The 25,370-nt window shown below is 62.6% G+C and carries 21 protein-coding genes and 1 pseudogene; 12 read left to right on the forward strand and 10 right to left on the reverse strand.

Annotated features, from left to right (window positions below; genetic code table 11):
- Nucleotides 1-2: 2 nt before the first annotated feature.
- Genes E3T19_RS15235 through E3T19_RS15245 form a run of 3 tightly spaced genes read left to right on the forward strand, consistent with a single transcriptional unit; the run spans nt 3 to nt 2,628 of the window.
- The gene (locus E3T19_RS15235; RefSeq protein ID WP_134409255.1) at nt 3-467 is read left to right on the forward strand and encodes an ImmA/IrrE family metallo-endopeptidase; all 465 of its coding nucleotides are present in this window, start codon (nt 3-5) and stop codon (nt 465-467) included.
- Nucleotides 464-1,483, forward strand: coding sequence for an MAB_1171c family putative transporter (locus E3T19_RS15240; RefSeq protein ID WP_174776722.1), 1,020 nt, complete (start codon nt 464-466; stop codon nt 1,481-1,483). The genes E3T19_RS15235 and E3T19_RS15240 overlap by 4 nt, the downstream gene beginning before the upstream one ends.
- Complete coding sequence (locus E3T19_RS15245) at nt 1,480-2,628, forward strand: S9 family peptidase (protein WP_241980277.1); 1,149 nt, start codon at nt 1,480-1,482, stop codon at nt 2,626-2,628. Before E3T19_RS15240 ends, E3T19_RS15245 begins: the two co-directional genes overlap by 4 nt.
- 107 nt (nt 2,629-2,735) lie before the next feature.
- Here the strand turns inward: E3T19_RS15245 and E3T19_RS19525 are convergent, their stop codons facing one another.
- A complete protein-coding gene (locus E3T19_RS19525; RefSeq protein ID WP_255578577.1) occupies nt 2,736-2,861 on the reverse strand; it encodes a hypothetical protein in 126 nt (41 codons plus the stop codon).
- Between the two features lie 397 nt (nt 2,862-3,258).
- Here E3T19_RS19525 and mobF point away from each other — a divergent pair, with 397 nt between their 5' ends.
- Together mobF and E3T19_RS15255 are read left to right on the forward strand one after the other, a co-directional pair.
- Nucleotides 3,259-6,747, forward strand: a complete 3,489-nt coding sequence (mobF, locus tag E3T19_RS15250; RefSeq protein WP_241980278.1) for a MobF family relaxase — start codon at nt 3,259-3,261, stop codon at nt 6,745-6,747.
- A gap of 111 nt (nt 6,748-6,858) precedes the next feature.
- Entirely contained in the window at nt 6,859-7,245 is a 387-nt protein-coding gene (locus E3T19_RS15255; protein ID WP_174776723.1) for a sulfate permease, read from the forward strand.
- A gap of 862 nt (nt 7,246-8,107) precedes the next feature.
- Here E3T19_RS15255 and E3T19_RS15260 read toward each other — a convergent pair.
- A complete protein-coding gene (locus tag E3T19_RS15260) occupies nt 8,108-8,671 on the reverse strand; it encodes an RNA polymerase sigma factor (protein WP_166788894.1) in 564 nt (187 codons plus the stop codon).
- 1,050 nt (nt 8,672-9,721) lie between these two features.
- Between E3T19_RS15260 and E3T19_RS19405 the strand changes: the two genes are divergently transcribed.
- From E3T19_RS19405 to E3T19_RS15300, 6 genes and pseudogenes are all read left to right on the forward strand, one after another.
- Nucleotides 9,722-10,411, forward strand: a complete 690-nt coding sequence (locus tag E3T19_RS19405) for a serine/threonine-protein kinase (RefSeq protein WP_134409258.1) — start codon at nt 9,722-9,724, stop codon at nt 10,409-10,411.
- A gap of 101 nt (nt 10,412-10,512) precedes the next feature.
- Nucleotides 10,513-11,121: a GAF domain-containing protein gene (locus tag E3T19_RS19410; RefSeq protein ID WP_241980291.1), complete on the forward strand. Its 609-nt coding sequence runs from the start codon at nt 10,513-10,515 to the stop codon at nt 11,119-11,121.
- 408 nt (nt 11,122-11,529) lie between these two features.
- Nucleotides 11,530-12,096 (forward strand): DUF4232 domain-containing protein, encoded by a 567-nt coding sequence (locus tag E3T19_RS15275; protein WP_166788895.1) that lies wholly within the window; start codon nt 11,530-11,532, stop codon nt 12,094-12,096.
- Nucleotides 12,097-12,328: 232 nt separating this feature from the next.
- Nucleotides 12,329-12,913 (forward strand): annotated as a pseudogene (locus E3T19_RS15280) (hypothetical protein); the annotation flags it as partial.
- Between the two features lie 130 nt (nt 12,914-13,043).
- Nucleotides 13,044-13,403, forward strand: a complete 360-nt coding sequence (locus tag E3T19_RS15285; protein ID WP_134409261.1) for a hypothetical protein — start codon at nt 13,044-13,046, stop codon at nt 13,401-13,403.
- Nucleotides 13,404-14,933: 1,530 nt separating this feature from the next.
- Nucleotides 14,934-15,647, forward strand: coding sequence for a GAF and ANTAR domain-containing protein (locus tag E3T19_RS15300; protein ID WP_166788896.1), 714 nt, complete (start codon nt 14,934-14,936; stop codon nt 15,645-15,647).
- 262 nt (nt 15,648-15,909) lie between these two features.
- Here E3T19_RS15300 and E3T19_RS15305 read toward each other — a convergent pair whose 3' ends face one another.
- The 6 genes from E3T19_RS15305 to E3T19_RS15330 form a co-directional block, all read right to left on the reverse strand.
- Nucleotides 15,910-18,171 (reverse strand): glycoside hydrolase family 3 N-terminal domain-containing protein, encoded by a 2,262-nt coding sequence (locus E3T19_RS15305; protein WP_134409263.1) that lies wholly within the window; start codon nt 18,169-18,171, stop codon nt 15,910-15,912.
- Entirely contained in the window at nt 18,168-19,229 is a 1,062-nt protein-coding gene (locus E3T19_RS15310; protein WP_134409264.1) for an ABC transporter permease, read from the reverse strand. Before E3T19_RS15310 ends, E3T19_RS15305 begins: the two co-directional genes overlap by 4 nt.
- Before the next feature lies 1 nt (nt 19,230).
- On the reverse strand, nt 19,231-20,226 hold the full coding sequence (locus E3T19_RS15315) for an ABC transporter permease (RefSeq protein WP_103461488.1): 996 nt from the start codon (nt 20,224-20,226) through the stop codon (nt 19,231-19,233).
- Nucleotides 20,223-21,035 carry an ABC transporter ATP-binding protein gene (locus tag E3T19_RS15320; protein WP_103461487.1) on the reverse strand — a complete coding sequence of 271 codons (813 nt, stop codon included), beginning with the start codon at nt 21,033-21,035 and terminating at the stop codon, nt 20,223-20,225. The genes E3T19_RS15315 and E3T19_RS15320 overlap by 4 nt, the downstream gene beginning before the upstream one ends.
- On the reverse strand, nt 21,032-21,856 hold the full coding sequence (locus tag E3T19_RS15325; RefSeq protein ID WP_103461486.1) for an ABC transporter ATP-binding protein: 825 nt from the start codon (nt 21,854-21,856) through the stop codon (nt 21,032-21,034). Before E3T19_RS15325 ends, E3T19_RS15320 begins: the two co-directional genes overlap by 4 nt.
- A 74-nt stretch (nt 21,857-21,930) precedes the next feature.
- Nucleotides 21,931-23,586 (reverse strand): ABC transporter substrate-binding protein, encoded by a 1,656-nt coding sequence (locus E3T19_RS15330; RefSeq protein ID WP_134409265.1) that lies wholly within the window; start codon nt 23,584-23,586, stop codon nt 21,931-21,933.
- 150 nt (nt 23,587-23,736) lie between these two features.
- Between E3T19_RS15330 and E3T19_RS15335 the strand changes: the two genes are divergently transcribed.
- Entirely contained in the window at nt 23,737-24,387 is a 651-nt protein-coding gene (locus E3T19_RS15335) for a TetR/AcrR family transcriptional regulator (RefSeq protein ID WP_241980279.1), read from the forward strand.
- A 51-nt stretch (nt 24,388-24,438) separates the two neighbouring features.
- Here E3T19_RS15335 and E3T19_RS19415 read toward each other — a convergent pair whose 3' ends face one another.
- Nucleotides 24,439-24,633, reverse strand: a complete 195-nt coding sequence (locus tag E3T19_RS19415) for a hypothetical protein (protein ID WP_241980280.1) — start codon at nt 24,631-24,633, stop codon at nt 24,439-24,441.
- 7 nt (nt 24,634-24,640) lie between these two features.
- A complete protein-coding gene (locus E3T19_RS19420) occupies nt 24,641-24,982 on the reverse strand; it encodes a hypothetical protein (protein WP_241980281.1) in 342 nt (113 codons plus the stop codon).
- Nucleotides 24,983-25,370: the final 388 nt, after the last annotated feature.

Consider the following 25,370-nt stretch of genomic DNA (forward strand, 5'->3'; position numbering starts at 1 on the left):
CAGTGAACAAGGACGTGAGCGTGTCGACGGCTGTTGACGACCTCGCTCTTGGGGACAACTTCACATTCGACGAACTCGTAGGCGCCGTGCAGAGGAGCCGGCACCGTCGACTCCGAATCGTTGAACTCGCGGACCTTGGCGATCAGGACGGCTTGTGTGCGGTTTGGCTCGTGGCGGACGGGGAAGACTTGATCCTGCACGCCAGCAGTGACTCGGCGCTGCATCGGCAGCAGTTCGTGCTTCACGAATTGGCGCACATGATTCTCGGTCACGATGCCAACCATGATCCCGAAGCGCCGGACTTCCTGCTGCCAGACATCCCGCCTCAGATTCGGGCCCGGTTACTCAGGCGCCAGGATCTAGACACCGCCGAGGAAGTCATTGCGGAGACGCTTGCCGACCGCCTCGCCGCTGCAATCCGTGGGTCGGCGATGCACAACTCTCGGTACTTGGAGACCTTCGGATGACTGTCGTCCTCGTTGCCGCAGCCATGTGGTTACTCGCTGCGAGCCTGCTTATCCTGCGGCGTGGTCGTGCCGAACGGAACATCACCTACGCGGCGCTGACGATCGCAGTCGCGATGACACTAAATACTGACCCCGTCTATCGGGTTCTCGACAGACTGGCCGGCGGCGATAACCTCGTGACCCTTGTGGCGGACGTTGCGTTGATGATCGGTGTCTTCTTCTTAGGTCGCGGAGTGATGAAGGCATCCGAGCGCCAGCCGAGGGCGGTCAGGCTCGCGCTCGGGCGGGTCGCCCTTGTGACCGCAATCTTGAGTGCGGTCGTCGCCTTCTCTCTCATCGACCTCGGCGGGACCACCACGAACTTCATGCTCGAACTCGGTGATCAACCCGCGGCTGCTGTCTACTCAATGATCCAATTCGTTTACTACGGGGTCGTCCTCTCCGCGATGGCAGTTCTCGCTGCCCGGCAGTTCCGCAACATCGAGGGTGTCCAGAAGTTGCCTCCAGCTTCTTTGCTTATCGGAAGCTTCCTTGGTGTGGTTCTGAGCGTCGTCGTCATCGCTATGGACCTCGCCCACGTCTTCAACGATCTGGACCTGATGGCGGAGATCGCCGTCACATACGAACCACTACGACTACTGGCGTTTCTTTTTCTCTGTCTCGGCTTCGCTGGCCAACCGGCTGCTCGCACTTTGCAGGCCCGTTCTCGCGAACGACGGACCCGGAAGCTGGTCGACGATCTCAGGCCGATCTGGGCAGAAGCGACCAAGGCGCGCCCAGGAATCAGCCAAAACCAGCATGTCGCGGTCCCTGCGGACGAACCCGACACGGTGCTCCATCGTCAGGTCGTCGAGATCCGCGACGCGATGATCGACTCGCGGGTGAACTTTGCAGTCAGCGAGCCCGAGAGAGAGCTCATCGAGCGCGCCGAGCTCCACCTTGTCGGGGCGGGGCAGGCCGGCTCGCTGGCCGCCGCTTTGCCCACGACAAACGGAGATGAAAAGTTGGCGCCATGAAAGCCGGCTGGGCGATGGCCGGTGCGGTGGCCGCTGTTGGTGGGACGCTCGCCGGGCTGGGGCTCGTGATCGCGAGGAACTTGACCGCGCCCGCGGGGGGCCGAACGTATGACCTCACCGTCCGTGGGGTCGAGAAAACGGGCGAGCGGACCATCGTCGTTCTCGATCGGACGACTCACACCGGCGCATCCGGCATCTATTGCCTCATTCTCGAGAACGGCGGCTGGGTTCGGCTGTCGAAGGGCATAGTGGACCGTGGGACAGGGCGCGTCGGCCGCGTGGTGGAAGACCTGAGCGGAGAGCTAAGAGCAGGCGACAAAGCCTCCTGGAGCGGAATCTTCTTCTCGACCCCCGCGGAAGCCGGTTTGGCGGCGAAGGACGTCTGGGTGCCGACAGATGTTGGGCCCGCGCCAGCGTGGCTCATCCGCCCGCCAGCCGGCCCATCGACGACGTGGGCCATCCATATCCACGGTCTCGGGAGCCCGCGCGCTGGAACGCTTCGTGGGGTGCAAGTCGCCGCGGAAGCGGGTTTGCCCTCGCTTGTCGTGACGTACCGCAATGACGGCGTAGGCCCCACTGTAGGAGCTGGACGATCCGAGCTCGGTGCTGCCGAAACGGATGACGTCCGCGCTGCTGTGCGGTTCGCCCGCGAGAACGGCGCACGCAGCGTCATCCTGTTCGGATGGTCTATGGGCGCTGTCATCGCACTCCAGCTTGCTAAGGACCCAGAGTTTGGGGTGGTAGTGAATGGCCTCGTGCTTGAGTCACCTGTCCTCGATTGGGTGTCGACGATCAGAGCGAACTGCGCACGGGCCGGCCTGCCTGCATGGACCGGCACCCTTGCCCTGCCGTGGCTGAACTCTTGGCCGCTGGCACGCTTGACCGGTCTCCCCAAGCCCATCACCCTGAGCAGGCTTAACTGGATTGCGCGAACTGACGAGCTGACCGTGCCGACTCTCATCCTGCATGGCCGCCAGGACAGTTCATCTCCGTTCGAAGTATCGAATCGGCTTAGCGAACGGCGACCCGACATCGTCGACCTTGAGCCATTCGACGCAGACCACACCATGAGCTGGAATTCGGATCCCGTTCGCTGGAGGGCAGCTCTCCACGCTTGGCTGACTTCCCTGACCAAAATGAGCTGAGGTAGCCCACCGTGATCGAGCTCAACCCAGATGTCGACTCTGCGCGAAGCAAGATCGAGGTGAAGCTGAATCCCTAGCGTGACAGCCGCGGATTAGATCCGCGTGAACTAACGACGAAGACCTCTGAGTTCCCGCACGAAGATCCAGATCAGCCACAGACCACCCGTGATAAGGACCAGAATGACATCGAGCAGGAACTTACCAAGGCCGTATTTCCGGGCGTTGCGGGACATTTAGTGGGTTCCTTTTGGGTTCGAGGGGTGTGAGCCGAGTGGGACATGGACTCGGTTGAGCTTAGTGAAAGAGTTGTCTGCAACACGCCCGGGCCGGTGGCCCATACGCTGAAGAAGGTCAATGCGCAAAGCATTGCACCGCGTTGGAAGAAATAGCCGGAATGCGATCGACATAACCAGTCGACGTTCGCACTCATCGCTGGGCCGATTATTCTCGATCACCCTTGTCTGGACGGGTTGCCGACAAGGCGGCAGGCAGAATACCGACACCAGCCAGCGGTGAGTGAAACACTCCGTTGGGCGAGCCTCGGAGTCCCCTAACCGTATTACCACGCCTCTTGCAGATCGAGGCGGCGCACCTCTCTCCCGGAGGCGGTGTGTTTCAATGACGGTGTCTATGCGGGTGATGAGCGCTGGTGAGGGTTACAAGTACCTGCTCCGCACCATCGCTGCTGGCGACGGCGATCGGTCGTTGTCAACGCCACTGACCCGGTACTACAGCGCGAAGGGCACCCCGCCAGGACGATGGATGGGCAGCGGCATCCCGAGCCTCGGGATGGGGCGCATTGTCGAAGGCGCCGAAGTCACAGAGGCGGAATTACAGCTGTTGGTTGGTAGGGGGAGGGACCCGGTCACTGGCGCACCATTGGGACGCGCGTATCCCGTCTATCAAACCTCGGTCGCGTCGGACGTGGCCCCGGCGGGAAGCGACCAGGTAGCACGTCGGCGGCGCGCAGTCGCCGGGTACGACTTCACATTTTCAATCCCCAAGTCGGCGAGCATCCTCTGGGGTGTCGCAGACGCAGCGACCCAAGCGCAGATCGTGGATGCGCATCATGCGGCGGTCGCCGAGGTTTTCGCGTACATGGAGCGCGAGGTTGCCGCCACGAGGACTGGCGTAGCGGTCCACGACGGCGCCGTTGCCCAGGTGGATGTGAGCGGCTTGATCGCGACGGCCTTCGATCACTTTGACAGTAGGGCGGGTGATCCGCACCTGCACACGCATGTCGTAATCAGCAACAAGGTGCAAGCCGTGCTGGATGGACGGTGGCGATCCCTCGACGGTCGACCAATGCATGCGGCTGTCGTGGCCCTATCCGAATTGCACGAGACCTTGTTTGCGGACGCCCTTACGCGCTCGATTTGCGTGAGGTGGGAAACGCGCGAGCGAGGCAGAGACCGTCACCCAGCATGGGCAATCAGCTCCGTTCCCGAGGCGCTCGTCTCCGCGTTCTCCACGAGGTCCAGACACATAGATGTCGAGACCGACCGGTTAATCGAGGCATATGTGGGTAGTCACGGTCACCGTCCCAACCCGGTCACAATCACCAGGCTTCGCGCGCAGGCTACTCTGTCCACTCGACCTACGAAGACATTGCGGTCTCTGGCTGAACTCACCGCAGAGTGGCGTGAACGCGCCCAGCGTGTGCTGGGCCATAAGGCCGTGCCCCAGGCGAGTGCAGCGGAGGTGGGGCCGTCACCGGTGGTCCTTTACGAGACCGACGTGCCCCTTGACACCATCGGCGCACTCGGGTTGAAGGTGGTGCGTGCGGTCGGCGAAAGGCGTGCGACCTGGCGCCACTGGAATCTCCTGGCCGAAGCCGCCCGCCAAACCATGCAGTACCGTTTCGCATCGGCATCCGATCGAGAAACTGTTGTCGGCCTGGTGGTGGATGCCGCCGAGTTCGCGTCATTGCAGATCACGCCTCCGGAATTGGCGTCGAGCCCAGCACCATTCCAACGGGGTGACGGCACGACTGTCTTCCGTCCCAAACACTCCGCGGTCTTCACTTCCACGGAGTTGCTGGACGCCGAGAGTCGGTTGCTCAACCGGGCTCGTGATACGACTGGCCCACGGATACCAGCGACCACACTCCGATCTTCTGAGCGACGGGTTCTGCCCGGTGGCGGCGTACTTGCCGCCGATCAGATGGAGGCGCTGACCGCGATTGTCGAATCCGGGCGGGTGCTCGACGTCCTGGTGGGGCCGGCTGGCGCGGGTAAGACTACAGCGATGAGCACGCTCCGGCGGGCATGGGAATCGGCCCACGGTGCGGGTTGCGTGGTCGGGCTGGCTCCCTCTGCTTCCGCCGCTCAGGTGCTCGCGGATGACTTGGGCATTACGACCGAAAATCTGGCGAAGTGGTGGAAGAACCATCTCGAGCACGGAGCGACATTCCGCGCTGGCCAGCTGGTGATCATTGACGAGGCATCGTTGGCGGGGACCTTGCCGTTGGACCGGGTTACCGCGCTCGCCGCGGGCGCTGGCGCGAAAGTTCTCCTCGTGGGCGACTACGCCCAGCTCCAGTCGGTCGATGCGGGAGGGGCGTTGTCCCTGCTGGTTCACGATCGAGCGGATGCGCCTGAACTTCTTGACGTTCACCGCTTCGTCCATGAATGGGAGAAGTCGGCATCACTCGGCCTGCGTCACGGTGACCCGGAGTCGATCGACCTCTACGTCGGGCACGATCGCGTGCGTGAGGGCAACACCGAGTCAATGGCAGATGCTGCGTTTGAGGCCTGGCGCACCGATGCTCGAGCCGGCAAGACCACGGTGCTCATTAGCGACTCGCTCGAGGCAGTTGCCACGTTGAATGTCCGCGCCCGGACTGAACTAATCCTGGAGGGGCGCGTGGATGCGCTTCGGGAGATAACCCTGCATAACGGAACCCGAGCGGCGGTCGGTGACACGGTAATCACGCGCCGGAATGAACGGCGTCTTTGCGCGGCAAGATCTTGGGTGCGCAACGGCGACAGGTGGACCGTGATCAGTGTGCACCGAAATGGCTCCGCTGAGGTCCGACGGCACGGCCGACGGTGGGGGAGCACGGTTCTCCTCCCTGCCGAGTACACCATGCGACACCTGGAACTCGGCTACGCGGTCACCTCTCATCGGGCCCAAGGCATGACGACGGAAACCGCTCATACTGTTGTTGCGTCGGGCATGACGAGGGAGAACTTCTATGTGGCGATGACGCGTGGCCGGAAGGCGAATACCGCGTATGTGGCCGTGGATCGACCCGATGATGCTCACGTCGGACCTCGACCTGGCGATAACCCCGAAGCCACGGCGCAAAGCATCCTCTATGGTGTTCTGCAGCACGTGGGTGCTGAACTGTCTGCACATGAGACGATCGCGGGGGAGCAGGATTCGTGGGGATCGATCGCCCAGCTTGCTGCAGAGTACGAGACCATCGCGGCGGCGGCTCAGCACGACAGGTGGGTGTCTATGGTGCGCGAGAGTGGGCTGTCGCAGGTGCACGCCGATAGCGTTGTCGCCTCGGATGCGTTCGGCCCGCTGACCGCCGAACTCCGTCGCGCCGAGGCACACCACTTCGACATCGAGCGCCTACTTAAGCACGTCGTCGCGGTTCGCGGTGTCGAGGATGCTCAAGACATTGCTGCCGTTCTTCGGGCCCGAGTGTCGTCGGTGACCGCCCGTGAAACCGGGCCGGGTCGCTCGCGCAAAACGCCGCGACTAATCGCCGGGCTCATTCCGCGAGCCTCCGGGCCGATGCGCGCTGACCTTCACCGAGCACTCACCGAGCGCAGCGACCTGATGGAGGCCCGAGCAGCGGCATGCCTGGCAGCCTCGCTGGTAGCGACGGAGGCGTGGACGAAACACCTTGGGGCGGCACCACGGGAATCCGAGGATGGCGCTTGGCGCCAGTTCGGACGCACCGTCGCGGCCTACCGGGACCGATACGAGATCGTCAGCGCGAGTGCTCTTGGCCCGCCACCGCAATCGACTGCCCAACAGCTCGACAGGGATCGCGCTCACGCAGCGCTCAGACGAGCTCGGCGCCTCGCGGATCGGCTCCCGGCCTCCGATGCACCTCATCAGCGCGTCAGCTTGGGGCTTCCGACATCAGGCATCCAGTTCTAAACTCGAATCAAGCGACCTCATGTGCGCCGCCACTTGCAGTGACGGCACGACGTTCCCTCCAATAGGCAGTCCTTCCAGGTTCTCGTCGCCGAACATCAGGAAGGCTCAAGCATGTTCGGACTTATCCTGGGCGTAACGGCCCGCGCCTACTACGTCGTGCGGCGGTTCATGCCGACCAACATCGCGCTCGCTGCCATCCACACTCGCCGCGGTCTGAAGTGGGGCCTGCCTGCGACACTTCTTGCGGTCCCATACACATTCGCGATGGTGTTGTGTGCTGGTCTGGCTGACAATAGCGGCGCGGGCTGGCTGAACCTCTTTGCGTTGCTGTTTGCGTGGAACTCGCTGAAGTTCCTCGTTGCAGGCCCCGCGACCTTGATCACACTGGTTCGAGTGCGCGGTCGGGAAGAGCGATGTCGGGCGACTACTGCCGGACACTTCAATGGCGGCGAGCAGGAGCGACTCGAGGAGCCTGTGTTTTCTCAGAGTCGCGGCTGAGCTTTCGCAGTTCCTCGGTGTCGACACCGCGCGAACGATACACCGAACCTCGGCACGCATCCATAACTCACGAACCACGACCGACAGGCCAGGAGATGCCACGGTAGTCAATGAAGAGGCCCACAAACCGAGCTCGCAGACGAGCTACTCGCTATGACGCAAAAGCTGCACACTCCATTCGTACCGTTCTGCGCCCATCCGACTCCTACGACCTGTTGTGCAACCTCCAAGCCGCCCAAGACGCGCTCGCGCAGGTCTTCGAGCAGTTGGACACCTGGCACGTGGAAGCGATTAACGGCACGCCTTACAAAGGCAAAGACGGCACCGGTGCGCCTGGTCTTCACGCCGTGGGCCCGGCAGGACAGGTAGCCGGACTGCTCAAATGGCGGCGGAGTCCGCCGCCCTCGTCCGACGAGCTCAAACCGCTAACGGCGTCGTGCGTTGGTTCGATGGCGTCAAGGGCGCTGAGTCCGGGCTCACCATCGACAAGGCTTTGGCTGCTGTAGAGCGATGAGTCCGTTGCGCGCCAAGTGCCATGTCTTCGTACCCGGCAAGGAGAGGATATCGCCGCCTCCATGCCGATAGCTCGGTCGAGCGGTCATTTTCCACCAAGGCCGACGGGGCGCGACCGGTTCGCCTCGACCGCGGAACAATCTCGCGCCAACGATGACGCTTGCGAGCGTGATCGCCGTACTTAGCAGGCTACTGACCAGCGCGGGTGCGCTCAACGCGGCGAGGAGATGACTTCAAAACGACCGCTCTTGCATCTCGTACCGACGCGCGGTCGTTTGGCCACGAGTCTGGCTTAGGGCCCGCCTTTATGCGCGGAAGCCACCAGGGGTACGGCTGCGAAGCTGGGTGTTTAGTGCCATGCTGCCAACTCCCGAGCGAGAGTGTGGCGTGATCGAGCAAGTAGGCCACGAACCGTTGATTCCGGAACGCCTAACTCGCTAGCTATTACGTTGTAGCTAGCACCCGAAAACTCGCGCATAACCCAGGCTCGACGCTGATTCGTTGGCAATCCGGATAGGGCCAGCGACAAGGCCTCATTGTGCAGGAGGGTTTCAACTACGTCGAAGGGGCTGTCCAAGAGTGCCGGCATATTCTCGTCAATCTCGACGGTGACGGGGCGCCGTTTTCGCAGTCGATCCAGGCACTTGTTACGCACAACACGCATCAGCCAAGCCTTCAGGTGCACGCCGTCCTTCAACGCCGGAAGCTTTTCCCACGCAGTGATAAACGCTTCCTGCACGACGTCGTCAGATTCCTCATTGGAACCCAGCGTCCGCATAGCGTAGCCATGCAGCATCGGTCGATAGCGGCGGACCAGTATTTCGAATGCCGTTTGGTTTCCGGCGATTACGAAGTCAACCAAAACACTGTCAGTCTCATTCTCAAGAAGCAACTGACCAATAACGTCAGGCACCGTCAGGTTCCAATGGTTGATAAGGAAGGGCGCCTGACTGCGCGTGGGATAGGGATATCAGCAGGAAGCACTCGATGAGTATACGGACAGGTGACGACCTAATGTGCTGACCATGGCGCATTAGAACGTCTTGTTGCACTCGTAGGGTGGGCGCCGCGGTGCCGAAACTATTCAAAGCCGCGCCCAGGACGAATGTGGCCCCCGAGAGTATCGTCGGGCCGGGGCGTCCGCCCGACGATTCTCTGTCGGTCGGTCGCTTGCGGCTCGATTGAAATCCAAGAACTAACCGCAAGGTGCCAGTTAGACCGATGGCCGCGCCCCACAAGCTCAATGTCTTGAGGCACCGGTAGTCTGCGGAGAGACCAAGAGGACCATTGGCCGCGATCGACCCGGAGTGCGTGGAGCATCAATATCTTTACGTCCCATTTCCTGAGAGCGCCGACATCGATACGGTCCCTGTGGGCAAAGCGATCGCCCTTTGGGTTGCGGCTCAGTATCACGTCCGGCCCACCGTTGCCCGTCCGCAAAACTCCAATGCCGCCTCCAGACCGGAACTCACAAAGCAGCCCGTAGCGCCCGAACGCGGCGCCGAAAGCGCTGCGCGCAATTTGATATGAGTGACTTTTCGGGGCGTGGGCCATTCCCTGACTTCCGACCATGTGGCCGCGTTCTTCAACCGCGTGTTCCACGGCCCTTAAATCGCATGGGGTGACAGCTCCAACACGTAGCTAGAACCTACCAGTGAGAATCAGTCATTTAGGAAAAAGTCCGGTCTTCGCGCATCGCGAGTATCTGTCGGCCGAGCATCATGAACCAAAAGGGCGGGTGATCTCGCATGCAATCGGGTGATTCGACAAGTGGTTCCGCGCGCGTGCACTTGGCCGGTGTGTCGAATTGGATGGCCGCGAACGCGAGACCTTGGCAGCGACCCCGCCCATTGCGGGTTTACAACGACAGGACGCCCGCAGTCTCCATGGCCACGGCGCAGGTATCTGGCCCGGTAGAGTTGCGGCAGGAAAGGCGGGCAGTGTGCCGGAGAATGGTGCAGCAATGGGTATGCTGCTGCGAGGCCGTTACCGGCTGCTTGACCTGCTTGGCCAGGGCGGCATGGGGGCCGTCTACAAGGCCATCGACGAAGTCCTCGGCCGCCACGTGGCCATCAAGATCTTCCTCGCCGACGCCACCCAGTCGGCCGACGTACGGCGTCAAGAGGATGAGGTTAACATCCTCGCCTCCCTTAGTCACCACAGCCTCGTCACCCTGCTCGACGCTGCCGTTGACCGCAGCGATCCAATGATGCCGCGTATTTACCTGGTGATGGAGCTCGTCGAGGGCGCCGACCTGCAGCGTCGGCTCGCCCGCAGCCCGTTGCCCTTGCGTCAAATCGCCCAGCTGGCTCAGGATCTCGCAGAAGGCCTGGAATACATCCACTCGCGCGGCGTTGTGCACCGGGACATCAAACCCGCCAACGTGCTGCTCGTCAACTACAACGGCGACGACTCGCGTACCCGAGCTAAGCTCGCCGATTTCGGCATCGCCTTGCTCGCCGATTCCCGGCGCTATACCGCGGATGGAGCGGCCACCGGCAGTGCCCACTACATGAGCCCCGAGCAGGCCTGGGTGACCAGGTCGGGCCAGCCAGTGACGTGTATACGCTGGGACTGGTTCTACTGGAGTGTTTCACTGGCGAAATCGCCTTCCCCGGCCAGGCAGTACCGTCGGCTCTGGCCCGACTTATGAAGGATCCGGCCATTCCCGAAACTGTGCCAGCCGCCTGGGCCGGCCTGATCGCCGCGATGACTGCGCGCGACCCTCGGGACAGGCCGTTGGTGGACGATTTGGTGCTCGCGCTGCGGCAGCTGATCGCCGGCAGCTCAGGGCGGCACCGCGCCAATGCACCTCTGCAACTGACGGCCACCCGGCCCGGGGCTCCTGACGCCGCGGACGAAGAGGGTCGGATGATCGCCGTCAGACGCTACGACCTACTAGACACCCCGCCCGACGACACTTTCGACCAGATCACCGCGTTGGCCGCCCGCGCCTTTAGGGTTCCGATCGCGCTCGTCAGCGTGGTGGACCACGATCGGATCTGGTTCAAATCGCGACACGGGTTGGCCGTTGAACAGATCGACCGCGACGCCGGACTGTGCGCCTCCGCCATCCTGCAAGACAAGCCCTGGGTGGTGACAGATGCCCGGATCGATCCCCGAGCGCTCGCTAACCCCCTGGTGATCGGCGAAATGGGTCTACAGTTCTATGCCGGCGTTCCGCTCACCACTCGGGACGGACACAACGTCGGCACCTTGTGCCTAATCGACCACACGCCCCGGGACTTCACGAGCGCCGAGATGGCCACTCTGGAAGGCCTCGCCGGCGTCGTGATGATGGAACTAGAACTGCGCCTGGACAGCCGTCAGGCCCTGCTCGATAGCCGCGCCGCCCTCGGCTAACGACCTTGGACTGGGGGAGTGCCCTGCCAGACGATCGATTCCCGGACGCTTACCGGGCGATGAGGGCGAACGGTTCGGCATCATGGAGGAGAAACGCGCGTAGCGCTCCCGCGATCTTCGAGACGTGATCCTCACCCACGAGTGGACGCCGAGCGGTTGAGCGCTGCGCTTGCCGCGCTTGCCAGGGTAGAAGGAACGCACCCGCGCCTGTCATAGCCGAAGCCCAGGCCGACCCAGAAGGCCCAGCCTGGAACCTAACGACGCACGTCTGGGGCGACCAGCGAGTTGTCCCTCGAGATACGGGGAAGCTGGGCGAGTGCTGAGTCTCTGAGGGACTAAGAGTTCCCCAACTTTTCGCGCTGATCAGCTGTATAGTTCTGCTAGATGACTTGGTCTGGGGGGATTCCAATGAACGGTCGACCTCGTCGATCCACCATCGCACTGACGGGTGCGACAGCGTTGATCATTCTGGCGGTACTAACGGGCTGTTCGCCGACCTGGGCCAATGAAAGACCGGCGATGTCGGCACCGACGGTAGATGCCACGACGGGCAGCTGCGAGTTTGCTGCCTCCCGTAAATCCCTCGACCCTGACCACCCGCAAAACACAGCCCTGACTTACGTGAGGCTCGCCAACACCGGCACCACTGACTGCGAAGTGTTCGGATTTCCAGATGTGGCCCTGCTCGATGTCAACGGGAACGTTATCGGCGACCCGGCCGTAGAAAGAACCACGATCCCAGCACGGACGCTCACGGTAAAACCGAAGCACGCCGCCTACGTCATGCTCAAAGTCGCCGGCCAAAACCTCTACCAGGGTTGCCCGCTGCTCGGAGCGGCAACACTGCGGATCCGTCTGCCTCAAAGTAGCGAAGACCTTCTGGTTGATGTGGCTGATCTCAGCATCTGTGATGGCGCCACCTCCAACTGGCTGGTGTACAACATCGTGGCAAGCTCGGACAACCCTCTTTCTTAACCGATGCGGCTGGACGTCACCTGTTTAGCGTTGGCTAAATGATAAATACCAGTGCGCTGAACGCAAGAATCAAGTCGGATCGGCCGCTGACGGCGCTGAAGAAGACAGGCCGCACCATCACGCCCCAAGTGATGCGCGCACCACCCCCCTGTCAGGTTGACGCACCCATACCGGCGGTCCTGGCCGATCAGGACGCCCGCAAGCAGGTGCGAACACTGCGAGGTCGGCCAAGACGATCACCTTTACGAGCTCGACTTTAATTTACGGATTCGACCCGACTGCTCACATGACTGAGAACGCCCCACTTCCGGCGGCCAGCGTGCAGCCCGTCAAGGCTCTCGCCGAGAAGCTTAACCTGGATGCCCCGAACGTCACGGGCATCGTTGTTCACGCGGGACTAATTTATGGTCACGACGGCCCCGGCACCGTGGCGAATATGATCCAGGGCGCCGTCTCCCGGGGAGCCGCCACCTACATCGGCGACGGCGCCAACACGTGGACACCGGTGCACGTGGACGACATCATTGATCTGTATGTGCTTGCCCTGTTTATGCCGGTCGCCGGGATCTTCAATGCCGTCTCGTCGACACCATTCTCGTTCCGCGACCTCGTAGAAGCGATTGGCGAACTGACCGGGGCTCCCGCGGTGTCGGTCAGCTACGAGACGATCGCCCAGAACGTCGAGTGGTTGGCGCAGCTGATGTCCAGCACCAACGATGCCGTCGGCGGGAAGGCGCAAAGCACCTTCCGGTGGACCCCGTCGGGTGTCTCCTTGACCGAGGATGTCCGGGCCGGCAGCTACACAGTTCCCGCCTAAGCTCCGCCACATGCGTACCCGCGCCCGTTCACTTTCGGCAGACCTGAACGAGCTGACTGGGCAGACCCCGAGTTGTGGCCGCCGGCCACAACTCGCGGGCGCCTCCCTGAGAGCCCCTAGAGGTGAGTCCATGTCCAAATCGGAACAACGGGTCAGCCGTGTCGAACGGCAAGTCGGGGCGGGATGCCAGGACCGCCGCCATATTTCGCGGGAGTTCGAACGGCAGCTTGCCCTGCGCTGCGGCTTCGCCGGTCGGGATGTCCAGCAGAGCTTCGGGGCTCGCACCCCAGTTCGCCACGACCGCGGCGGCCGACGTCGTGATCGGATCGAGGGTGCCGTTCGCCGTCAGTTCATTCGTTTGGATCGTGATGGATACGCGCTGGGCCGCTTCGCCGGCGGCTCGAAATTCCGAGGCGCCGAAAATTGCATCGGCCGCATCCGAATCGACATAGGAATTCTCGAATACGCCGTGGAGGAACTTCTCTCGTAGCAGCCGACGGGCCGACACCCTCGGCGTTGTAGTCGCCGACTGGCCCGGGCGTCCGATGCGGATCCCTCATTGAACTTGCGTCGGGGACTTGGCAAGCGCCCATCCGGCACCCGCCCTGTCCGCTCAATCCAGCTCATCTCCGACGACGCGACTGGCGGCCGCGTATACGGGGTGCCAAGCCTCATACGGTAGTCCTGGTGCGTTAGGGCTGGTACATCGACCAATCGGACTCGTTCAGCACGCGAGTCTCCCCTTTCACATCGAGGTGCCAGACCCCGCCTGCGCGATCGATAACTGTGCCCACAACTATCTCCGGCAACCACTCCTCACCTTCTCGCAACCAACGAATCAGACCGATCCGCCTACCAACGTCGCCGAGCTTTCGCTGCACCATGCGTTTATCCTCTCAGAGCGCCAAAACCAGGACGGCAACAGGAGCTGTTATCGCCGAAGAAGCCGCCCGTGAACTGTCACCGGATACGGGATCGGACTCCTATCGGGCAGACAGGGCGACTTGTAGTTCCGTGCAGGCGTCGCTCAGGCGATGACTCGCGACGGTGCACGTGACCCAGGGGCTGTACAGCTGCGCCACCCGCTCACAGGCGACCGTTGACGCAGCGCAGACTTCGACGCACGCGTCGAGGTTTGGAGGGTCCTCTGTCGTGAGGCGCCGCCTGGTGGATCGAGCCGAAATCGTCATCAGGGGCAGAAAAATTTCTCTAGATTCCTTCGACCGATGCTGCAAGCTGCGCTCGTCGTCGAGGATGGTGTTGGTGGAGTCGATCCAACCGAAGCAAATGGCTTCCTCGACGGCCTCGGGGTACGGGCAGCGTGGTCGGCCGGTGGTGATGCGCCAGGAGCACAACCACACACCTCGGGCTGACGCGAGGTTGTGCGTCAGCCAAGCTCGCCCTTGTTCCCTAGACTCGGCGTGGATGATCGGGTACTCGAACTCGCACGTTGGGGGGTGGGCGGATACCGGCGGCGGTGATTCTGAAGCGGTCATTTATCCTCCCAGCTCATGATGGCGCCACCTTGAGGTGAATGGCGAGCTTCTTGACGGTGTCGGCGAGATCGGCTGGTTCGATGACCACGACCGGAGCTTCAACGACTGGACACTCGCTCATCTTCAGGTCGCCATCGGGGTCAAGCTGCACCTAAGAGAGAGCTTTCATCTCTCCTGGAAAAATGAGACGGACGGTGTCGGAGGGCGGGGCTCGATCTGGATATTCCCCGGCGCCCCACTCTTCTTCAAGTTCGCAGACGGCCGATGGCCTCTCCTCGATTTGGAGTGGGTCGAAGCGTTAGTCAAGTCCGCGAACACGCCCGAAGGAATGACGGTCATCCCAGAAACGCGCCCACTCGTCGCGAATCGACCCGCCAAGGTTTGGTCCCCTAACGTTAGCGGGACCGCTCAGGTCAATGACCCAGTCTGGGCCGGGCGCACAGTTCGATAATCCGTGTAGGGCCTTTGGCAGTGGAGCGCAAGCCCTTTACGGCCGTCGTGATCGCGCCCTATTCTCTGGGTGCATGGTCTCCTCACAACGCGAAGTTGATCTTGCAGACGTCTTTGTGCTCCTCGCCGACTCACTAAGTGCGGGCCGCGACGTCGTCGACACCATGGACATCCTCGTCCAGGCCAGCACCGAATTTACCGCGGCGACAGACGCCGGAATTCTTCTGGCCGACAGCGGTGGAGTTCTCCACATTGTGGCGTCTTCCAACGAGCGTACGAGCGAGGTCGAAGAGGCCCAGCTTGGTCACGATCAAGGCCCGTGTCTGGACTGCTTCGCTTCCGGGGAACCTCTAGAGATTCCTAATCTCTCCGAAGAATCCGGACGGTGGCCTCAGTTTGTTGCGATTGCCCTCTCGCGAGGATTCGATGCCGTGCATGCCTTCCCATTGCGCCTGCGCGGTCACACGTTCGGGAGCCTTAACCTCTTTAGTTCCACCCGCGAACCGTTCAGCGACCAAGACGCAGCCTTGGCGCTGGCCTTGGCTCAAGTGGCAACGATCAGCCTCGTCCAGTACCAAATCACCCACAATCAAGGCACAGTGAACGGACAATTACAGCAAGCGCTGAAGAGCAGGATACTCATCGAGCAAGCTAAGGGTGTTTTGGCGCAGCGCCACGGGGTGCCCATTGATGCCGCCTTCTCCTTGCTCCGCACCTACGCCCGCACAAGTAGTTCAAAGCTGCACGACATTGCTGATGGTGTCGTGCATCACGGGCTCTCGTTATAGATGGAACGATTGAATCGTTCGCTTGAGCGCCCTCGCCTGGAACAGAAGTCCTGGGCAGCTTGCTTCGCGGCCGGCACGTCAGTGGGAGGGGGGTTCGCTCAGCGGCCATTTCCCCGGTTGAGCAAAACGCGTGGGGGACGTGGGCGCGGGCTGACCGATAGAGCCGTCCGTATGGCCTGGACCCGTGCTCACTCTCCGGGGTCAAGGCCACCGGTGGTAGTCGGTGCACTCGAGCGGGCGACTTCACTGGCTGCCCCGCCCGCTAATCTTCTGTTACCGTAAACCCCGCCCCGAGCAACGCGGTGTCTCGTGACGACGGACCGACCAAAAGCTCGAACTCGCCCGGTTCCACGACTCGTCGTTCTTTGGCATCCACGATGGTGCACTCGGCGACGGGCAATTCCAACCGCACGCGAACGCTCTCGCCGGGTACCAACTCGATCTGACGGAAGGCCTTGAGTTCCTTGTCGGTCCAGCTCACCGAGGTGACGACATCCCGCACGTACACCTGCACTGTCTCCAGTACCGGGCGGGCGCCGGTGTTGCGCACTGTGATGTGTGCCACGATCGTCTCGGATGCTGTCAGCGCCGTCGCCTCCAGTACGAGGTCCTCGTACTGGACGGTGGTGTAGCTCTGCCCTTCACCGAAGGCCCAGGCGGGTGACTGGGTGAGGTCGGCGTAGCGGTCGCCGTGCTGGCCGCGGATCTGGTTGTAGTACGCCGGCTGCTGCCCGACGTGCCGCACAAAGGAGATCGGCAGGCGCCCGGACGGTTGTACCTCACCGAGGAGAATCTCGGCGAGTGCGCGCCCGCCCTGCATGCCCGGATTCGCCGTCCAAAGAACAGCTGCGGCCCGCTGAACGGAGATTGGCAGCACGAGCGGTTTGGAGGCGAGCAGCACGACGACCACCCGCTTCCCCGTCGCGATTAGCGCGTCTAGAAGGGCGTTCTGTCCACCCATGAGCTCGAGCGTCGCCGTCGACCGCCCCTCACCGACGAGTTCGATCCTGTCGCCGACGACGACCACCACGACATCCGCCTGGTTCGCCGCGGAGACGGCCTCGGCGATAAGTTTCGGGTCGGGGTCGCACGCCAGGACGTGCGGCGGGCGGGGCTGTCCATCCGGGAAGGTCGCGCCGATGGGATCCGGCTGCAGAGTAAGGATGTCGGCGCCGCGCGCATAGGTGACGGCCCAGTCATCGGGCGCGATCCGCCGGATGCCGTCGAGCACGGTGGTGATCATTTCGCGCGGCTGCCCGGCGAGCCAACCGACCTGACCCGATCCACCGGCCCAGTCGCCCAGCTGAGTCTGAGCATCGTCGGCCAGCGGCCCCACAACGGCGACCCGGGTCGGGCGAGCAGCCGACAACGGCAGCACTCCGTCGTTCTCCAGCAACACAATCGATCGTCGAGCCACCTCCAGGTTTAGCTGAGCGTGTGCGGCGCTACCGACGATCACGTCCAGGTCAGCGCGCGGTAACCGGGGGTTCTCGAACAATCCGAGCTCGAACTTGAGGGTGAGGATCCGGGCGACAGCCGGGTCGAACGCGTTCGGGTCGAGGAGACCCTGGTCGACGGCATCCAGCGCGCCTTGGAAGAACTGGGGGGTCGTCATGATCATGTCGTTGCCGGCCCGCACGGCAGTGGCGGCCGCGTGCGCATAGTCGGGCTGCACACGCTGTTCCCAGACCATCCGGCCGACATTGTCCCAGTCGGTGATGAGGGTGCCGGTATAGCCCCATTCGCCCCGGAGGACCTTGCTCAGAAGCCAGTCGTTAATGGTGATGGGCACGCCGTCCATGCTTTGGTAGCCGAGCATGAAGGACCGGCAGCCCGCCTTGGCCACTCGCTCGAACGGCGGCAGGAACCACGAGCGGAGCTTGCGACGAGAGATGTCTGCCTCGCTGGCATCACGCCCTCCCTGCGTCTCTGAGTACCCGGCGAAGTGCTTGGCGGTAGCAAGGATCGCCGTCGGGTCGGCCAGACCGTGTCCCTGATAGCCCCGCACCATCGCCGAGGCCAGCTCGCCGATGAGAAACGGATCCTCGCCGAAAGTCTCGTTCACCCGCCCCCAGCGCAGGTCGCGAGCGATGCACAGCACGGGTGAGAAGGTCCAGTGCACGCCCGTGGCAGCCACCTCGATCGCTGTCGCCCGGGCGACCCGCTCCAGGAGATCGGCGTTCCAGGACGCCGCCATACCCAGCTGCGTCGGGTAGATCGTCGCGCCCTCCCAGAACGAGTGACCGTGGATGCAGTCCTCAGCGACAAGCAGCGGAATGCGCAGCCGCGTGTCGGCGGTGAGTTCGTTCGCACGCACGATCAGCTCCGGCGAGGTGTGCAGTACCGATCCGACATACTTCGTAAGCACGTGGTCGTCGAGGCCCTGACGGGCGTCGAGTTGGAGCATCTGCCCCACTTTCTCCTCCAGCGACATGCGTGCGAGGAGGTCGGCGACGCGTTCGGGGATCGCGCGTGCGGGATCCTGGTACAGGCGGGAAGCGGTGAACGTTTCGGAGATGGTCATTTCGGGCCCTCTTGCTTACTCGGTGTCGAAGTCTTGGTCATGGTGCGCACGATGGTCATCGTCTCGTTGATGTCGAGACCCTTCTTTTTCATCGCCCGGGCACGCTCGCCGGCCGAACGCAGGCGTGGGTTGACGTACTCATCGATGCCGAAGTTGATCAGTGACAGTGCGACGCCGAGGATGGCGATGCAGAGTCCAGCCGGGATGTACCACCACCAGAAGTCCGGGAAGGCGCCGTTCTGCTGAGCCCAGAACAGGATCGTTCCCCAGTTCAGGTTGGTGATGGGGATCACGCCGATGAAGGCGAGAGTGGTGAGGCCCAGCACCGCTGCAGTGACGGTGCCGACGAAGCTCGAGGCGATGATCGCCATGAGGTTCGGCAGCATCTCCACGAGGATGATGCGATGCAGCGGCTCACCGTTCGCGCGAGCGGCCTGGATGAAGTCGCGGTTGCGCAGCGACATCGTCTGCGCCCGAAGGACGCGGGCGCCCCAGGCCCAGCCGGTTGCCGCCAGCACGGCGGCGATGAGGATGAGCGGTGGGTTCTCGAACTGGGACGCGACAATAATGATCAGCGGCAGCCCTGGTATGACGAGGAACACGTTCGTGATCGCGGACAGCGACTCGCTGCGCCAGCCCCGGGTGTACCCGGCGACGACGCCCATGACCACGGCGATCGCCGTGCCGATGATACCGGCCAGGAACCCAACGATGAGCACACCGCGGGTGCCGTAGATAATTTGGCTAAGGATGTCCTCTCCCATGTGCGTCGTGCCGAGCAGGTGGGCCCAGGACGGTGCCTGACGTAGCGCCGTGAAGTCCTTCTCCAGCGCGCCGTACGGAGCTAGGACGTCGCCGAGGAGCGCAACCGCGACGAAGACGCCCAGGATGACGAGTCCAGTCAGCGACTTTGGGTTGCGGAACATTGCGAACGACGACGCGAGCTGCGACAGGAACGTCTTTTCCTTGGGCGGAATGCTCGCTGCCGGCGAACGCAATGTCGCCGTTTCGGGGCTGCCGGCGCTTGCCGGTCCGGTGGGGTTTAGCGGGGTTGTCATCTCAGGCCTCCGTCTGGCGTGTGCGGGGATCGAGGATGGCGTAGGCGACGTCTGCGAGGATGTTCGCGCACAGCACCGCCATCGTGATGATGAGGAACACGCCTTGCATTAGCGGGTAGTCCTTCGCGGTGGTCGCGTCCAGCAGCAGCTTGCCGATGCCGGGATAAGAGAACACCATCTCCATCACAATCGTGCCGCCGACGATAAATCCGATGGATAACGCGAAGCTGGACAGCTGCGGCAGCATCGCATTGCGGGCTGCATAGTTCCAGAGCACGCGACGGTTCGGCATGCCCTTAGCCTGTGCCACGGTGATGTAGTCCTCGTCGAGCACGGTAAGCATCATGTTGCGCATGCCGAGGATCCATCCTCCGAGCGACGCGATGACGATCGTGATCGCCGGCAATGCGCCGTGGGCGATAACTTGCCCAATGAAGTCGGCCGTGAACTCGGGCGACGAGCCTTTGTCGTAAGCGTGCGAGGCGGGAAACCAACCGAGGGTGGACGAGAAGACCGCGATCGCGATCAGTCCGAGCCAGAAGTACGGCACCGTGCTAAAAAAGGTCGAAATCGGGACGATCACGTCTGCCTTGCTTCCCCTGCGCCAGCCGATCAGGGCGCCAGTTGCGGTGCCGAGAACGAAAGACACGATCGTGGCGATCCCGACAAGCCCGAGCGTCCATGGCAGAGCAGAGGAGATGACGTCACCGACGGGGGCGAGGCCGTTGGAGAAGGAGCGTCCGAGGTCGCCGCTGAACAACAGTTGCCAGTAGTCCGAGTACTGCTCCCAGACGCTGCTGTCCTGGTCGAGGCCAAAGAGGATGCGCAGCGACCGCTCGGCTTCCGGGGTGATCTGCCCGGCGTTCCGCTGCATGTACGCGGTGACGGGGTCACCCGCCATCATGCGCGGCAGGAAGAAATTGATGGTGATCGCCGCGAACGCCGTGAACAGGTAGAACGCGGAACGGCTGGCGATGAAGCGGACTGGGATCTTCATGCGACACCGCCCTGGGGGTGGGCCGATGTCGTCGCGAAGTGCTTCTCCGGGTCGGGCGACGCCGATCGGAGCTCCCGGGTGTATTCGTGCTGGGGGTTCAGGATAACGTCGTCGGCTGAACCGTGCTCGACCACGCGACCGTGGTGCAGCACCATAATCTGGTCGCTGAAGTGCCGCGCGGTGGCGAGGTCGTGGGTGATGTAGAGCACACCCAGGCCCTCTTCTCTCTGCAGGTCGGCGAGAAGGTTCAGCACACCGAGGCGGATCGACACGTCCAGCATCGACACCGGTTCATCGGCCACGAGCAGCGACGGCCGGGACGCAAGCGCTCGGGCGATCGCGACTCGTTGGCGTTGTCCGCCGGAAAGCTCGTGCGGGCGGCGGTCGATGACCGAATCCGCGTCCAGGCGTACCCGCTCCAGGAGACGTCTGACCTCTCTCTCGGTTTCGGCTTTGGGAACGACGTTGTCCAGCCGCAGCGGGCGTTCGATGTGGTAGCGGATTGAGTGGTACGGGTTGAGCGAAGCGAAGGGATCCTGGAAGATCATCCGCAACGTCTGGCGGTAGCTTCGGAGGCCTCGTCCGTGGCGCGGGATCGGCTTGCCGTTCAACAGAACCTCGCCGCTGGTCGGTGTCTCCAGCTGGGTCAGGATCTTCGCGATGGTCGACTTACCGCTGCCGGACTGGCCGACCAGGGCAATGGTCTCGCGGTCGTGCAGGGTGAAACTGACGTCGTCGAGGGCGAGCATCGACGGTGCTCCGCGCACCCGGTAGCGTTTGGAAACGTTCACAAACTCGAGTGTGGTCATCGGACCAACACTCCCCTCTCGCCGGTCAGGCGGGGAAACGACGCCAGCAGCGTCTTGGTGTACTCATGTTGCGGTTGCTCCCAGAGCTCGCGCGCGGGTGCGAGTTCGATGATCTCTCCGTTGCGCATTACCGCGATCCGGTCGCTGATCTCCAGCAGCAGAGGGAGGTCGTGGGTGATGAAGATCACCGAGAAGCCGAACTCGTGGCGCAGCTGCGAGATCTGGCGCAGGATTTCGCGTTGCACGAGTACATCCAGTGCCGTGGTCGGCTCGTCCATGACCATGAGCTGAGGGCGCAGAGCGAGCGCCATCGCGATCATCACGCGTTGGCGCATGCCGCCGGAGAGCTCGTGCGGATAGGAACGGATGCGCTCGCGCCCCACGGCGACGAGCTCGAGCAGCTCCTCGCACGCGGCGCGGCGTTCGCGCCGGTTGAGGTCGGGACGGTGAACCTGGAACACGTCGTCGAGTTGTGCGCCGATCGTGGTGACAGGGTTGAGCGCGTTCATCGCCCCCTGGAACACCATAGAGATTTTGTCCCAACGGAAGCGTCGCATCTCTTCGATGTCGAGCGCGTTGACGTCGATGTCAACACCGGAGGCGTCGTGGAAGGTAACGCTTCCGCTAGTGATAACCGCGGGTGCACGCAGCAGGCGCTGCAGGCCGTAGGCAAGGGTGGTCTTGCCGCATCCGCTCTCGCCGGCGAGTCCGAGGATCTCGCCGCGCTGCAGTTCGAGGGTGACGTTCTTCACTGCCTCGACGGGCGGATCGACGTCGTACACGATGGAGAAGTCGTGCACGCTGAGCAGGGGGTCTGGCATGGGTTTCGTCGCTTTCGTGAGGGTCGGCGCAGGAGGGTCGGATGCTGTCGCATCCGCCCCTCCTTCGATTCGAACTACTCGGCCGGTGTCAGCTTCGTGAGGATCAGCGGGACGGTGACCTGCACAGGGTCAGCTGTCGCGTACTGATCCTCCTCACTTGGCCAGCCCACGTAATTGCGGGTGTTGTACTCACCCAGCACCGGGTGAGTGCCGACCGGGATTACCGGCACGTCCTCGACGAACACCTTCTGGATCTCTTCAAGCGCTGCGGTGCGCTCCTCGTCGGTTGCCGCGGTCGCGTACGTGTTCAGCAGCTCGGTGGCACGAGGGTTGTCGTAGCGACCGAAGTTGTAGTCCACGTTCTCGCCCGTCAGCAACCAGCGTCCGTCCATTGTGTCGGAGTAGAGGTCGTACGGCGTTGTGCCGCTGTCGGTCCAGTGCATGATGGCGTCGAAGTTTCCCGAGCGTTTGTTCGCCCACCACGTGTCGGCGTCCGGCGTGTTCACCTTCGCGTCGGCGCCGAGGGTCTTCGTGACCTGGTCGGCGATGAGGCTGATGCCGGTGACGTAGTCGTTCCAGCCCTGCGGGACCTCGAGGGTGAACGAAACAGGCTCGCCATCGGGGTCGATCAGGGCGTCCTTGGCCCAGGTGTATCCCGCGTCGGTGAGAATCTCGCGAGCGGCCTCGACGTCCATGGCGAGTTCTTCGCCCTGGTACTCGGGAGCGATGTACTGCTCGCCGACGGGAGTCGGCAGGCCGGTAACCGACGATAGTTCGGGGCCGGCCTTCTCTCGGGCGATCTCGGTGTGCGCAGCACGGTCGATGACGATGTTGACCGCCTGGCGGAAGGCGAGATCGTTGAACGGCTTCTGCTGGTGGTTGAGGAAGAGGACGTCGGGCGCCATGACGTTCGCGGCCCAGAATTTGTTGTGCTCAGGGTCCTTGTCTACAAACGCGCTCTGCACGTTGGGGATGAACGCCTGCGCCCAGTCGGCATCGCCCTTCGCGAGTGCAGTAGTCAGCGCCGTGTTGTCGTTGTAAGAGACGTAATACAGGGTGGGCACGGCGAGGTCGCCGCCCCAGTAGTCGTCACGGGCCTGCAACGTGACTGACTGGCTGCTGAAGCTGTCCAGCGTGTACGGACCGGTGCCGACGGGTTCGGGGTTGGTCTCCGTAGTGGGGTCGGCGATGTCGGCCCAAACGTGCTCAGGGACCATCGGGATGTGCAACACCTGCGCCTGCTTGACGAACTTCGACTCGGCGAAGCTGAGGACCACGTTCTCGCCGTCCTTCACAACTTCAGTCAGCTGCAAGTTGCCCGTGTCCAGCGCGGGAGTGTTTCGGATTAGGTTGAAGGAGAAGACGATGTCATCAGCGGTGAACTCCTCCCCGTCGTTCCAGGTCACCCCGGTGCGCGGGGTAACGGTGAGCTGGGTGTAGTCGTCATTCCATTCGACTTTTTCTGCCAGCCAGGGGGTGGTCTCGTTCTCGCCGACGAGGTTCACCATGGCGAGGGGTTCAAAGATGACGTTTTTATAGCCAAGCTTGTTCGCGGACGAATCACCGACCCAGGGATTATTCGACTCCGTGGCGATGGCGCCGTCTGGCTTCGCGATGGTCAGTGCTGCCCCGGCCTCAGGCTGTGGGCTGGGGGCGGCGCCTCCGGTGCAGCCGGTGAGGGCGAGAGCCGCCACCAGTCCAGCGCCGATAAAGGTTGTTCTAAGCCTCATTGCTTCTCCTTTGTGATGCAGCACCGTCATCGGTGCGCTCTTCGCAATTACTTACTTGCTGGTAAGTGATCTTCTGCGTAGGCTACCAACAGGTAGGTAATAATGACAAGTAACAATTCAGACTTCATCGTCGCCGCTGAAGGGGGCACCGTGACACACGACGTCCAGAGCGTCTCACCGCGCACTCGCCCAGCGACGCTGCGTAAGCGCAAGAGGATCCTCGACGCTGCCATCGACATCTTCGGCAACAAGGGCTACGCGAACGGCACCCTTGCCGACATAGCCGACCAGGTGGATCTAACCCACGCCGGCGTGCTTCATCACTTCGGGTCTAAGCAGAATTTGCTGCTCGAGATGCTCACCTACCGCGACCAAACAGACGTCGCCGATCTCGACGAGCAGCACATCCCAGGAGGGCCGGACCTGTTCTTGCACCTGGTGCGCACGGCCCTCGTGAACTCGCGCCGCGCCGGTGTGGTGCAGGTCTACACAGTACTTTCGGCCGAGTCCGTCACCGATGATCACCCGGCACGCCCCTACTTCGAGAGTCGGTATTCGACGCTACGAGGCCAAGTCGCCGATGCCTTTCAAGTGTTGTGCCTGCAGGAGGGCGTCACGGAGACTGCGATGATTGGTCCTGCCTCAGCCAGCATTCTCGCTGTAATGGACGGGTTGCAACTGCAATGGCTCCTGCACCCACAGGAGATCGAGCTCGCCGAGGCCAGTGAGTTCGCCATCCGTGCCGTCGTCAACGCGGTGCTTCATCCGGGACCGGAGTTGTCCCAATATTCTCGAGGCTGATCGCCCGGCGATCGAAATGGCCGATTCAAGCCGCTCGAGGTCCATTAGACCCTACGGGCGGAGAATGCCTGAGCCAATTCTGGTCGTCATCAGGGACACATCCATTTCGCCTTGCAGGATTCTGACGTGTGAGCCGGCTTCGCCCTTCGGCCCGATGCTGCGGTCGATTACCGCGGTCGCCACGGTGATGAGCGTGAGGCTGTGGTGGCGCGCATGATTCCTCAAAGCCACGAATGCTTCGTCCATGGTTAGCTCAGCGCTTCCTTTTACAACGCCCTTCGCTTGCTCGGTCAGAATTCGGGAGTTTTGAGGCGTGTTGCAACTGCGCCGCGACGAGTCCCTCCTCGCTGCTCCCTTGCTCTTGCAGTAGCCCGATGGTGCCAACGTCGGCCAAGGCCTGTGCAGCAGCGACATCGGTGGCGGCCAGTTCACCCACGTGGATGCTGAACATCTTCACGGCCCCAAGTTGAGTAGATGCCACAGACCGCTGGCTGCTTCTGAGTTCTGCCCTCTCACTTGAGGAGAGGACGAGTTGGTCCGTAATGTCCTGATCGACGAACTCCACGCCGCACTCCGCGTAGACCTTTGTCGTCAAGTCTTCTTGAGTCGGCGCGCAGCCCGACTGCCCTGTGATCACTTCTGACCAGCATGCTTCGCACTGCGTTTCGTCCGCAGCTGCCGGCGGAGTGGGTGCTGCAGGGGCAACAGGGAAACCGACTAGGAGCGTTTCTGCTGACGCGAGTGATCCCTTAAGAGAAGCCTGGCAAGGCTTTCATTGTTTCCCCCCGTTTGAATAACGGCGGGCGATCACCGGCCGTTGATTGGAGCTTGCGCTTTCCGTTCTTGAGAAGATGGAGCTGTCCTGGAGGCGGCCAGACTCAACCGCGAAACAGTTAAGGCCCTCACCGCAGCCGGCGTTAGCCAGGCAGGCACCGCCCGAATTCTCGGCCTCTCACCGCAGCGCATTAACCAGCTCACTCACT

The organism is Cryobacterium sp. TMT4-31 (assembly GCF_004403385.1).
GTDB lineage: Bacteria > Actinomycetota > Actinomycetes > Actinomycetales > Microbacteriaceae > Cryobacterium > Cryobacterium zongtaii.